The sequence below is a fragment of the Allobosea sp. 05T439 genome (genome assembly GCF_056396005.1).
Genome location: NZ_JBFTKP010000002.1, coordinates 303226 through 315282, shown reverse-complemented (window position 1 = coordinate 315282; position 12057 = coordinate 303226). Strand labels below are relative to the sequence as shown.

The 12057-nt window shown below is 65.2% G+C and carries 13 protein-coding genes; 10 read left to right on the top strand and 3 right to left on the bottom strand.

Translation table 11 applies throughout. From position 1 onward, the window contains the following. Positions 1 to 10: 10 nt before the first annotated feature. Positions 11 to 1045: an AAA family ATPase gene (locus AC1DIO_RS03575; protein WP_441489526.1), complete on the bottom strand. Its 1035-nt coding sequence runs from the start codon at positions 1043 to 1045 to the stop codon at positions 11 to 13. A 206-nt stretch (positions 1046 to 1251) separates the two neighbouring features. On the opposite strand from AC1DIO_RS03575, the gene AC1DIO_RS03570 reads away from it, so the two are divergent. The 4 genes from AC1DIO_RS03570 to AC1DIO_RS03555 are packed head-to-tail and all read left to right on the top strand — an operon-like array spanning position 1252 to position 3993. Next, the gene (locus AC1DIO_RS03570; RefSeq protein WP_441489525.1) at positions 1252 to 1833 is read left to right on the top strand and encodes a DUF1285 domain-containing protein; all 582 of its coding nucleotides are present in this window, start codon (positions 1252 to 1254) and stop codon (positions 1831 to 1833) included. Next, positions 1833 to 2477, top strand: coding sequence for a CoA pyrophosphatase (locus AC1DIO_RS03565; protein ID WP_441505169.1), 645 nt, complete (start codon positions 1833 to 1835; stop codon positions 2475 to 2477). The genes AC1DIO_RS03570 and AC1DIO_RS03565 overlap by 1 nt, the downstream gene beginning before the upstream one ends. Before the next feature lie 20 nt (positions 2478 to 2497). Next, positions 2498 to 2755 (top strand): DUF6111 family protein, encoded by a 258-nt coding sequence (locus tag AC1DIO_RS03560; RefSeq protein ID WP_441489523.1) that lies wholly within the window; start codon positions 2498 to 2500, stop codon positions 2753 to 2755. Next, positions 2752 to 3993 carry a CCA tRNA nucleotidyltransferase gene (locus AC1DIO_RS03555; RefSeq protein ID WP_441505170.1) on the top strand — a complete coding sequence of 414 codons (1242 nt, stop codon included), beginning with the start codon at positions 2752 to 2754 and terminating at the stop codon, positions 3991 to 3993. The genes AC1DIO_RS03560 and AC1DIO_RS03555 overlap by 4 nt, the downstream gene beginning before the upstream one ends. Before the next feature lie 6 nt (positions 3994 to 3999). Here AC1DIO_RS03555 and hemF read toward each other — a convergent pair whose 3' ends face one another. Together hemF and AC1DIO_RS03545 are read right to left on the bottom strand one after the other, a co-directional pair. Next, positions 4000 to 4929, bottom strand: coding sequence for an oxygen-dependent coproporphyrinogen oxidase (gene hemF / locus AC1DIO_RS03550; RefSeq protein ID WP_441505171.1), 930 nt, complete (start codon positions 4927 to 4929; stop codon positions 4000 to 4002). 62 nt (positions 4930 to 4991) lie between these two features. Next, on the bottom strand, positions 4992 to 5453 hold the full coding sequence (locus AC1DIO_RS03545) for a tRNA (cytidine(34)-2'-O)-methyltransferase (protein WP_441505172.1): 462 nt from the start codon (positions 5451 to 5453) through the stop codon (positions 4992 to 4994). A 118-nt stretch (positions 5454 to 5571) separates the two neighbouring features. Here AC1DIO_RS03545 and AC1DIO_RS03540 point away from each other — a divergent pair, with 118 nt between their 5' ends. The 6 genes from AC1DIO_RS03540 (at position 5572) to AC1DIO_RS03515 (ending at position 12053) form a co-directional block, all read left to right on the top strand. Beyond that, positions 5572 to 7437 carry an ABC transporter ATP-binding protein gene (locus AC1DIO_RS03540; RefSeq protein WP_441505173.1) on the top strand — a complete coding sequence of 622 codons (1866 nt, stop codon included), beginning with the start codon at positions 5572 to 5574 and terminating at the stop codon, positions 7435 to 7437. Positions 7438 to 7626: 189 nt separating this feature from the next. Further along, positions 7627 to 8172, top strand: a complete 546-nt coding sequence (petA, locus tag AC1DIO_RS03535) for a ubiquinol-cytochrome c reductase iron-sulfur subunit (RefSeq protein WP_441489518.1) — start codon at positions 7627 to 7629, stop codon at positions 8170 to 8172. 56 nt (positions 8173 to 8228) lie between these two features. Next, positions 8229 to 9512 (top strand): cytochrome b, encoded by a 1284-nt coding sequence (locus AC1DIO_RS03530; protein ID WP_069879615.1) that lies wholly within the window; start codon positions 8229 to 8231, stop codon positions 9510 to 9512. Between the two features lie 6 nt (positions 9513 to 9518). Next, complete coding sequence (locus tag AC1DIO_RS03525; protein ID WP_441489517.1) at positions 9519 to 10400, top strand: cytochrome c1; 882 nt, start codon at positions 9519 to 9521, stop codon at positions 10398 to 10400. A gap of 136 nt (positions 10401 to 10536) precedes the next feature. Continuing rightward, the gene (locus tag AC1DIO_RS03520) at positions 10537 to 11406 is read left to right on the top strand and encodes an S-methyl-5'-thioadenosine phosphorylase (protein ID WP_441505175.1); all 870 of its coding nucleotides are present in this window, start codon (positions 10537 to 10539) and stop codon (positions 11404 to 11406) included. A 101-nt stretch (positions 11407 to 11507) separates the two neighbouring features. After that, positions 11508 to 12053, top strand: a complete 546-nt coding sequence (locus AC1DIO_RS03515; protein ID WP_441505176.1) for an adenine phosphoribosyltransferase — start codon at positions 11508 to 11510, stop codon at positions 12051 to 12053. The last annotated feature ends 4 nt before the right edge of the window (positions 12054 to 12057 follow it).

Here is a 12057-nt window from a genome sequence, read left to right as displayed (position 1 = left end):
ACTGAAGTCCCTATCCCAATCGTTCCACGAGCCTCGCGATGACGCTCTCGACCGTCTCGCCATCGGCGCGTGCAGCGAAGGTGAGCGCAATACGGTGCTTGAGTACGGGGGTGGCGAGCGCGACGACGTCATCCACGGACGGTGCGAGCCGGCCTTCGACGAGCGCGCGGGCGCGGGCGGCAAGCGTCAGGGCCTGGCTGGCGCGCGGGCCGGGGCCCCAGGCAAGCTTGCTGGTCAGCGCCGGATCGCCATCGCCGGGGCGAGCCGAGCGCACCAGATCGAGAATCGCATCGACGACGTTCTCGCCAACCGGCAGGCGACGTACGAGGCGCTGTGTCGACATCAGCGTCTCTGCCGTCATTGCCTGGACCGGCTTGTGCTCGGTGGCACCGGTGGTCTCGAGCAAGATGCGCCGCTCGGCCTCGCGGTCGGGGTAGCCGACGTCGATCTCGAGCAGGAAGCGGTCGAGCTGGGCTTCCGGCAGCGGATAGGTGCCTTCCTGCTCGATCGGGTTCTGGGTTGCCAGCACGTGGAAGGGCGCAGGCAGGTCGTAGCGTTCACCGGCGACGGTGACGTGATGCTCCTGCATCGCCTGCAGCAGCGCCGACTGCGTACGCGGGCTGGCGCGGTTGATCTCGTCGGCCATCAGCAGCTGGGCAAAGACCGGCCCCTTGATGAAGCGGAAATGGCGCTTGCCGTCGACGCTCTCGTCGAGCACCTCGGAGCCGAGAATGTCGGAGGGCATCAGGTCCGGCGTGAATTGCACGCGTCTCGCGCTCAGGCCGAGGACCGTACCCATCGCCTCGACCAGCTTGGTCTTGGCAAGGCCGGGCACGCCGACGAGCAGACCGTGGCCACCGGCGAGCAAGGTGATCAGCGAAAGGTCGACCACCTCCTGCTGCCCGAAAATGACCTGGCCGATCTCGCGGCGGGCGGCGCCGATGGCGCCGAGCGCAGCTTCGGCCGCTTCGACGATCCCGGTATCGAGATTGACGGGCTGACCGGCCTCGCTCTTGCCATCCGTCGCACGGACTTGCGCCACCATGTCGATCTCCTTCACCCTCGTCGTCGCGCCTTGCGCTGCTTCACGCCCCGCAAGCTTCCCGAACCGATGACTGTGGACGGGCTATCCAACCGGCTCAAGGGGCTACAGGCTCTGGTGCACAGAACTCGGCTTCACGATTATGTAGAGTTCAAGGCGAAACGGGTCATGCAACCAATATGCCGCGGGCGGCGATTTCAGGTAGTTCGATGAACCATTCAACGCAGGCGATGGAGCGATTGCTGGTCGCGCTGAAGGACAGTCGCACGCGAGCCTTGCCGCCCGTCGAACGCTGGAATCCACCCTATTGCGGCGATATCGACATGCGGATTGCGGGGGATGGCACGTGGTTTTATCTCGGAACTCCCATCGGCAGGCCGTCGCTGGTCAAGCTCTTCTCCTCCGTCCTGCGTCGCGACGGCCGCGATTATTTCCTGGTGACACCGGTCGAAAAGGTCGGGATCAAGGTCGACGACGCGCCGTTCCAGGCGGTCGAGATGACGGTCGAGGGGACAGGCGACGAGCGCGCCATCGCGTTCCGGACACTGGTTGACGATATCGTGAGCGTGGGCCCGGAGCATGCGATCCGCTTCGTCCGGGACACGCATGACGGGCTCAAGCCCTATGTCCATATTCGCCGGGATCTCTGGGCGAGGGTTACGCGGGCCCTGACCTATGACCTTCTGGCCCTTGGCGAGATCAGGCCGGTCGATGGCGTCGGCATGTTCGGGCTGGCCGTCGCCGGTGCATTCTATCCGGCCGTGCCATCCAGCGAAATCGAAGGACTCTGATGCAGGCTCTGAAGCTGACGGCGGCAGAGATCGTCGCCCTTGCCGGGGCGCGGCTGCGCCACGAACCGCCGGACCTCGGCGACCTGATCAGCAGGCCGCGCGGCGACCATGATCTCCAGCCGGAAGCGATCGAGCCGCCGGACGAGGCGGCCGCGATCCAGGCCGCGGTGCTGATCCCGATCGTGCTGCGCGAGGACGGGCCGACCGTATTGCTGACCCGGCGCGCAGCGGCGTTGCGCAGCCATTCCGCCCAGGTCGCCTTCCCCGGCGGACGCGTCGATGCCGTCGATGGCTCGCCGGTGGTCACGGCGCTGCGCGAGACGGAGGAGGAGATCGGTCTCGCCCGCGAACATGTGCGCGTCGTCGGCTTTCTCGACGCCTATCTCACCGGCACCGGCTACAGGGTCGTGCCTGTCGTGGGGCTGATCGCGCCGCCATTCGCGCTGACGATCAATCCGCACGAGGTCGACGAGGCCTTTGAGACGCCGCTCGCCTTCCTGATGGATCCCGCCAATCATCGCCGCGAAGGCCGGGAATGGAAGGGGCGCTATCGTACCTACTATGCGATGCCCTTCGGAGATCACTATATCTGGGGTGCAACCGCCGGCATGATCCGTAACCTTTACGAGCGACTCTCCGGCTAGTCTGATTGGATGGCGCGCCCATGCTGCGTTCGGTGACCGAAGAGGTTCTGCTCTTCGTCCTGCCCTTTTGTATCTTCGCAAGCTATCTGATCGTCAGGCGGCGGAACCCCTTCGACGTCGAACACTGGGACGGGCACGTGTTCTGGCTGTCGGTCGTGGGGCTCGTGATCTCGATCGGCTTCGTCGCCTATACCGGTTGGATCGCTCCGCGCAGCCAGGGCGCTTATGTGCCGCCTCATATGGAGAACGGGCAGCTCGTCCCTGGCCAGTTCAGATGAACGAAGCGCAGCGAGTTCGGGTCGAGCGCTTTCTTCAGCGGCCGGGGGTGACGGAGGTGCTGGCTGCGTTCAATGGCGGGGGCGAGGAAACGCGCGTCATTGGCGGGGCTGTCCGCGACCTGCTGCTCGGAGAGCCGGTCGGCGATGTCGATCTGGCGACGACGGCATTACCGGAGGAGACGATCCGGCGCGCAGCGGCGGCGGGTTTCAAATCGGTTCCCACGGGAATCGAGCATGGCACGGTGACCATCGTCGCCCATGGCGTTCCCTTCGAGACCACGACGCTGCGTCGCGATGTCGAGACCGATGGTCGCCGCGCGAAGGTGGTCTTTGGGCGCGATTTCGCAGAGGACGCGATCAGGCGGGATTTTACGGTCAACGCGCTTGGGCTCGGGCGCGACGGCACCGTTCACGACTATTGCGACGGACTTGTCGACCTTGCGGCGCGTCGTATCCGCTTCATCGGCGATGCGAACCTGCGCATCCGCGAGGACTATCTGCGCATCCTGCGCTTCTTCCGGTTTCACGCGCGCTATGGCGAAGGAGCACTGGACGCGACGGGACTGGCGGCCTGCGCGGCCGGCCGGGCCGGGCTCGACGGGCTTTCGCGTGAGCGGGTGCGCGCCGAGTTGCTGAAGCTGCTCGTTGCGCCGCGCGCGGCCGACGCATTGTCGGCGATGATGGGAGCGGGGCTTCTTGTACCGGTGATCGGCGGCGTGCCCCGGCTTTCGCGCTTCGCGGCGATTGCGGCAGGCGAGCCCGCGGGAACAGTCTATCCGGCTTTCCGGCTCGCAGCGCTGGCGGTTGGCGTGCGCGAGGATGCGCTGCGCCTGCGGGACGGGTTGCGGCTGTCGAACGAACAATTCGACAGGATCGAGCGTATCGCGCTCGCCCTTGAGGGGCTCTCGGGGCGTGCGACGGATTGTTCGATCGCCCTGCTGCGGCACCTGGCGCATCGCGTCGGCGCGGATGCGGTCGCCGGCAGCCTCGTTCTGCTCACGGCCAACGAGAGTTCTCCGGGGCGCTCCAAGGTGCAGGCTGCAATTGCCGAACTCGGGCAAACGCCGCCCTTCCTCCTCAGTGGTCGCGATGTGCTCAAACGCGGTGTCGCCGCCGGTCCGGATGTCGGGCGCGTGCTCGATCAGGCAAGGCGCGACTGGATCGAAGCGGGATGTCCCGGCGAGCGGACCCAGCAGTTTGCCTTTGTCGAAAGCGCAATCGCGCAACGCGAGCGCTGAGAGCGCTCAGGGCCAGCGTACGGTTGGCGGCAGCGAGGAGAGGATCGAGGCGACATTGCCGCCGGTCTTGAGGCCGAAGATCGTGCCCCGGTCATGGAGCAGGTTGAACTCGACATAGCGACCGCGCCTGACCTGCTGTTCGTAACGCTCGGCCTCGGTCCAGGGCGTGCCGATATTGGCGCGCATGATCCGCGGATAGATGTCGAGGAAGGCCTTGCCGACCGCCTGGGTGAAGGCGAGATCGGCCTCAGGCTCGCCGGACCAGACATAGTCGTAGAAGATGCCGCCGATGCCGCGTGGCTCACCGCGGTGCTTCAGGAAGAAATACTCGTCGCACCATTGCTTGAAGCGGGGATAGTCGGCGACTGGGGCGAAGCTTTCGCAGGGCGCGCGCATCGCGGCGTGGAAGGCGATGGCGTCGGCGTCCTCCTGCGTGCGCCGATTGTCCAGCACGGGGGTCAGATCGGCTCCGCCACCGAACCACGGTTTCGTCGTCACCACGAAGCGCGTGTTCATATGCACTGTCGGAGCATGCGGATTCCAGGGATGGGCGATCAGCGAGATGCCCGTGGCATGGAAGCGCGGATCCTCGGCCGCGCCCGGAATCTGACCTGCAAATTCGGGCTGAAAGGTGCCGTAGACGGTCGAGACGTGGACGCCGACCTTCTCGAAGACGCGGCCCTGCATCATCGACATGACGCCGCCACCGCCTTCGGCGCCATCGTGGTTGCGACGTTGCCAGGGCGTCCGCTCGAAGCGGCCCGGAGTCCTTGCCTCGGCTGGGAAGGGGCCGGTGACTTCATCCTCCAGCGCCTCGAAGGCCGAGCAAATCTGGTCGCGCAGGGCCTCGAACCAGGCTGTCGCGCGCGGCTTCATGGCCTCCGCGAGGGCGAGGGGAGATGTCGTGGAGGCAGGGTCAGTCGCTCGGGTGGTCATCGATCCGTTTCCGTTCCGCTCGCCGCGAGGGTCTTCATCCGCGGTGACGAGGAATTTCGCGCCTATCTCGGATAAGCGTCCAGCTGCCGCAAGGCCTCTCCCATAACCACGGCTGCGGCAATTGCGACATTGAGCGAACGCAAACCCGAGCGCATCGGCACATGGACGCTGCCGTCGACGGTTGAGTAGAGCTCGGCGGGGACGCCCGCCGATTCGCGTCCGACGAGCACGATGTCGCCGGGAGCGAAGGCAAAATCGGTATGGGCGGTGGCCCCATCCGTCTCCGCCAGGATCAGCCGGTGGCCGCCCGCAAGCCGCCATGCATCGAAGGCCTTGAACGAATCATGCCGGGTGATCGCGGCGCGCTCGAGATAGTCCATGCCGGAACGCCGGAAATGGCGGTCCGAGACGTCGAAGGCCGCGGGTTCGATGATGTCGACCGCGATGCCGAGGCAGACGGCCATGCGAATCATCGTGCCCGAATTCTGCGGGATATCCGGCTGGTAGAGGGCGAGGCGCAACATGCGCTGCTGTCATGCGGTGACGTCATGACATGCGTCAAGCCTCTGGCCGCGACCTGACTGCTGCCCCATATGTCGCCAAGATTTCGTCGTCATGCCGGTCCATGGAGGGCGGTACGCCATGTTCGCCTCCCTGTTCCGTTTTCTCGAAAGCCGCATCGACGTCTTCGCGCCCTTTGACGAGGGCCAGACGCCGCCCAAGGGCGTGTGGCCATTCATGTGGCACCACATCAAGGGCGTGAAGGGCTGGATGGCCCTGATCATGCTCACCGGCCTCGGTTTCAGCGGTATCGAAGCGGCGATGTACCTGATGGTCGGCTGGTTCGTGGATCTGTTGGCGACCCAGTCGCCCGAGACGATCTGGCGCGATCACAGCACGGTGCTGCTCGGCGCGGCCTTCCTGCTCGTCGTGGTCCGCCCGCTGATCTATTTCGCCAATCATGCGATCGTGGACCAGGTCGTGGTGCCGCAGATCACCAATCAGATCCGCTGGCGCAACCATGTCTATACGCTTGGCCATGCGCTCTCCTATTTCCAGAACGATTTCGCGGGACGGCTTTCGGCGCGCGTGATCCAGGCGGGGCAATCGATCCGTGGCGCGACGATCGAGGTCATCGACGATCTCTGGTACGCGCTGATCTTCGCATCGGTGGCGATCGGCTTCTTCGGCTCGACCAGCCTCTGGCTGGCACTTCCGGTCATCGTCTGGTTTGCAGCCTATGTCGTGCTGCTGATCTATTTCGTGCCGCGCGCGAAGAAGCGCTCCGAGGCGAACTCGCTGGGGCGTTCCTCGACGACCGGGCGCATCGTCGATTCCTATACCAATATCCTGACGGTCAAGCTCTTCGCCCGCGCCGATGCCGAGCGCTCGTCGGTCCGCGACTCGCTGTCGCGCTGGAACGCCTCCTTCCTGCATTTGTCGCGGCTGATCACCGGTGTCAGCGTCATCCTGCAGACCATGAACAGCCTGCTGGTCGTGACGACGGCGTGGATTTCGCTGCATCTCTGGAGCCAGGGCATCATGTCGCCCGGAGCGGTCGCGGCCGCGATCGGCCTCGTGCTGCGGCTGGTGCAGATGTCGAGCTGGCTGATCCATCTGGTGCGCGGCGTGTTCGAGAATATCGGCTCCGTGCAGGAGAGCATGGAGACGATCGCCAAGCCGCATGACCTGACCGACGTGCCGGATGCCAGGCCCTTGTCGGTCGGCGAGGGGGCGATCCGCTTCGAGCAGGTGCGCTTCAATTATGGCCGCACCGGCGGTCTGTTCGAGGGGCTCAACCTCGATATCCGACCGGGCGAGAAGATCGGCCTCGTCGGCCCATCGGGCGCCGGGAAGTCGACGCTCGTCAACCTGCTCTTGCGACTCTATCCGCTGGAGGCCGGTCGCATCCTGATCGATGGGCAGGATATCGCCCGCGTGACGCAGGACTCGCTGCGCGCACAGATCGGCATGGTGACGCAGGATAACTCGCTGCTGCACCGCTCGATCGGCGATAATATCGGGTATGGCCGGATCGATGCGACCGAGGACGAGATCATCGAGGCGGCCAGGAGGGCATCGGCGCATGAGTTCGTCGCGACCCTCAGCGACCAGGATGGGCGCAAGGGGTTCGAATCGCGTGTCGGCGAGCGCGGCGTCAAGCTCTCGGGCGGCCAGCGCCAGCGCATCGCCATCGCCCGCGTGCTGCTCAAGGACGCGCCGATTCTGATCCTGGACGAGGCCACCTCGGCACTTGATTCAGAGGTCGAGGCGACGATCCAGGAGCAGCTCACGGCGCTCATGCAGGGCAAGACCGTGATCGCGATCGCGCACCGGCTCTCGACCATTGCGGCGCTGGATCGGCTGATCGTTCTCGACAAGGGGCGCATCGTCGATCAGGGCAGCCATGCCGAACTCGTCGCGCGTGGTGGCCTCTATGCCCGGCTCTGGGCGCGCCAGTCGGGTGGTTTCCTGGCCGTTGCCGACCCGGAGACGGTCACGGCCTGAGTCCCGCTGAGGGCAGGCCGCGATGCACATTGCCGCCGCCCGGAACAGTAGACTTCGTCCAAAGTGCATGCCAAAGAGCGCGGCGGCGACGTGCCGCCGCATTGCGGCTGCGAAGGGGCGCACCTATGAGGGGCGTCAGACGATAATTTACAGCCGTTCCAGGCTGGGCGAAGAGCAGAGGAATCGATCGTGGCTCACGCGACCGAGACGACCCAAACCACCCGCCGCGACTTTCTGATGCTGGCGACCGGCGCTGCCGGTGCCGTCGGTCTCGGTGCTGTTGTTGTTCCGCTCGTGAGCCAGTTGGCTCCGGACGCGCAGACCATTGCTGCTGGTGCGCCGATGGATGTCGATCTCGGCCCGATCGCGGAAGGCCAGGCCATCAAGCTGTTCTGGCGCGGCAAGCTGATCTTCGTGCGTCACCGCACCAAGAAGGAGATCGACGAGGCGCGTGCGGTCAATGTCGCGACGCTGCCCGATCCTCAGACCGACCAGGCCCGCGTCAAGGAAGGCCACGAGCAGTTCCTCATCGTTTACGGCAATTGCACCCATCTTGGCTGCGTGCCGCTCGGCAATTCCCCCGGCGATCCGAAGGGCGACTACGACGGCTGGTTCTGCCCATGCCACGGTTCGCACTACGATTCGTCGGGCCGCATCCGCAAGGGGCCTGCGCCGCTCAACCTGCCGATCCCGCCCTATGCGTTCAACGCAGATACGAAGATCCGAATCGGCTGAGCTATGCGCTTCTCCATGATTTCCAATGATACCGAGAAAGCCTTGAGGCATTCGTCATGAGTGGTCATAGCACCTACGTTCCGAAGACCGGCTTTGAACGCTGGCTCGATGCCCGTCTGCCGATCGTTCGCCTCATGCACGATTCGGCCGTGTCCTACCCGGTTCCGCGCAACCTGAACTACCTTTGGACCTTCGGCGGCATCCTGGTGTTCATGCTCGTCGCGCAGATCGTGACGGGCGTCATCCTGGCGATGCACTACACGCCGCATGCGACCATGGCCTTCAACTCCGTCGAGCACATCATGCGCGACGTGAATTTCGGCTGGCTGCTGCGTTACCTGCACTCCAACGGCGCCTCGATGTTCTTCGTCGCCGTCTATGTCCACATCTTCCGCGGCCTCTATTACGGGTCGTACAAGGCTCCGCGCGAGGTGCTCTGGATCCTCGGCGTCGTCATCTTCCTGCTAATGATGGCCACCGCCTTCATGGGCTACGTGCTGCCCTGGGGGCAGATGTCCTTCTGGGGCGCCACCGTCATCACCAACCTGTTCTCGGCGCTGCCGGTGGTTGGCGAGACGATCGTGACCTTCCTGTGGGGCGGCTATTCCGTCGACAACCCGACGCTGAACCGCTTCTTCTCGCTGCACTATCTGCTGCCGTTCATGATCTTCGGCGTCGTGATCCTTCACATCTGGGCGCTGCACGTCGTCGGACAGAACAACCCGACCGGCGTCGAGGTGAAGAACGTCCAGAAGGACACCGTGCCGTTCACGCCCTATGCGACCATCAAAGACATCTTCGGGATGGTCTGCTTCATCTTCGTGTTCGCCTATTTCGTGTTCTATCAGCCGAACTTCATGGGCCATGCCGACAACTACATTCCGGCCAACCCGGCGGTGACGCCGACACATATCGTGCCTGAGTGGTACTTCCTGCCGTTCTACGCGATCCTGCGCGCCATTCCCGACAAGCTCGGCGGCGTTCTGGCGATGTTCGCGGCGATCGCGGTGCTGGCCTTCCTGCCCTGGCTCGACACCTCCAAGGTGAAGTCGATGAGCTACCGGCCGGTCGCCCGGGTCCTGTTCTGGGCGTTCCTCGTGGTCTGCATCGTGCTCGGCTATCTCGGCGCCATGCCTGCCGAGGAGCCCTACGTGACCTACTCGCGGATCTTCACCGCGCTGTATTTCGGCTACTTCATCTCGCTTGTGCTGGTCGGCATCTTCGAGAAGCCGGCGAAGCTGCCGAACTCGATCGCGGACTCCGTGCTGGCCAATATCAAGGGTGGCTCGGGCGCGAGCCTTGCGGCTGCCACCGCCTCCGAACCGAACGCCAAGGGCTGACGAAAGATGAGCACCACCCCGTTTCGCCTTGCCCTGGCGGGGCTCAGCTTCGGCCTTGCCCTCACTGCCAACGCGCTGACGGCCCAGGCCGCCGGCGACCGTGTGATCCCGCCGCAGCAGAAGTGGTCATTCTCGGGTCCGGTCGGCAAGTTCGACCGTGCCCAGCTCCAGCGCGGCTTCAAGGTCGTCAAGGAGGTCTGCGCCAGCTGCCACGCGATGAGCCTGATCCCGATGCGGACGCTGTCGCAGCCTGGTGGCCCGGAGTTCACGCCCGGGCAGGTCACCGCGCTGGCGGCGACCTATCAGATCAAGGACGGCCCGAACGACCAGGGCGAGATGTTCGATCGTCCCGGCCGTCCGGCGGACCGTTTCCCGTCGCCGTTCCCGAACGAGCAGGCGGCGCGGGCCGCCAATGGCGGAGCCTACCCGCCGGATCTGTCGGTCCTGGCCAAGGCCCGCACCTATGAGCGCGGTTTCCCGCAGTTCATCATCGACATCTTTTCCCAGTATCAGGAGCAGGGGCCGGACTATATCGCGGCGCTGCTGGCCGGGTACAAGGAACCGCCGCAGGGCTTCCCGCCGCTGCTGCCGGGCCAAAACTACAACACCTATATGCCGGGCCACCTCATCGCGATGCCGCAGCCGCTCCAGGACGGGCAGGTCGAGTATCCGAAGGGGCCGGACGGCAAGTCGCCGGTTCCGGAGACCGTGGCGCAGTATGGCAAGGACGTCGCGGCCTTCATGGTCTGGATGGCTGAGCCGCATCTCGAGGCGCGCAAGCGCATCGGCATGCAGGTCATGCTGTTCCTCATCTTCTTCGGCGGTCTGCTCTATTACACCAAGAAGAAGGTCTGGTCGCGCATGCCGGATGGCTCAACCGCGCACTGACCACCTCTGAGAATGGGAAAAGGCCCCGGAAACGGGGCCTTTTTCGTTTGGCCTTGCGCGGCTGCGGCTGTGCAGCGCCTTTGTACGGCCGTCACAGAAGCCTGCTCCTGTCCGGCCAAACTGAAAGGAAGCGATCATGAGCGAAGCTGTGCTCGGAATCATCGGTGGGTCGGGCATCTACGACCTGCCGGGCCTGACCGATCTGCGCGAAGAGCGTGTCACGAGCCCCTGGGGCGAACCCTCGGATATCCTGCGCATCGGCCGGATCGGCCAAACCAAGATCGTCTTCCTGCCGCGCCATGGTCGTGGTCACGTCCTGCCGCCCTCCGAGATCAATTACCGCGCCAATATCGACGTGATGAAGCGCGCGGGGGTCACCGATCTCGTCTCGCTCTCAGCCTGCGGGTCCTACAAATCCGAGCTCTATCCCGGCCTGTTCGTGCTGGTCGACCAGTTCATCGACCGCACCGTGCGTCGCGCCAGCTCCTTCTTCGGCAAGGGCTGCGTCGCGCATGTCCCGATGGCGCGCCCGGTCGGTCCGCTGCTGCAGGCAAGGCTCGCCGATGCCGCTACGGCCGAGGAGCTGCCCTTCGTGCGCGGCGGTACTCTGGTCACCATGGAAGGCCCGCAATTCTCGACCTATGCGGAGTCGCTGACCTATAAGGCGCTCGGCTACGACCTGATCGGCATGACCGCGATGCCCGAGGCCAAGCTCGCCCGTGAGGCCGAGATCACCTACGCGACCGTCGCGATGGTGACGGATTTCGACTGTTGGCACCCGGAGCAGTCCTCGGTGGATGTCACCTCAGTCGTGGCAGTGCTGAAGGACAATGCCGAGAAGGCGCGCCGGCTGGTTGCGCGCCTGGCCGCGGATTTCCCTGCCGAGCGCGAGCCCTGTCCGGCTGGCTCCCATCACGCGCTGGACGGCGCCATCATAACGGCGCGCGAATTTCGAGATCCGAGCCTGGTGGCTAGGCTCGACGCGGTTGCGGGCCGGGTCCTCTGACTGCTGCCTGACATTGGAGGGGGCGCCGGGCTGGGGCTGGCGGTTCCCTTCGCGCGGCCGCGGCGCTAAGAGAGCGCGTCGCCACAGCGAGCTGTTTCCGCATGGACCGTGATACCCTCCTCGACCTGAAGAACGCGATCCGCTCGATTCCGGATCACCCCAAGCCGGGCATCATCTTCCGGGACATCACCACCCTGCTCGGCGATGCCCGGGCCTTCCGACGTGCGGTCGACGAGCTCGTCCAGCCTTTCGCCGGGCTGAAGATCGCCAAGATCGCCGGCATCGAGGCGCGCGGCTTCATCCTCGGCGGGGCGGTGGCCCATCAGCTCTCGGCCGGCTTCATCCCGGTGCGCAAGAAGGGCAAGCTGCCGCACGAGACGGTCAGCATCAGCTATTCCCTGGAATACGGCACGGGCGAGATCGAGGTCCACAAGGACGCGGTCTCACGGGGCGAGCGCGTCCTGCTCGTCGACGATCTGATCGCGACCGGGGGCACTGCGGAAGGGGCGGTCAACCTGCTATCCTCGCTTGGCGCGGAGGTCGTGGCGGCGTGCTTCATCGTCGATCTGCCGGATCTCGGGGGGGCGGATCGGGTCCGCCGCCTCGGCGTTCCCGTGCGCACGCTCGTCTCCTTCAGCGGACACTAAGCCC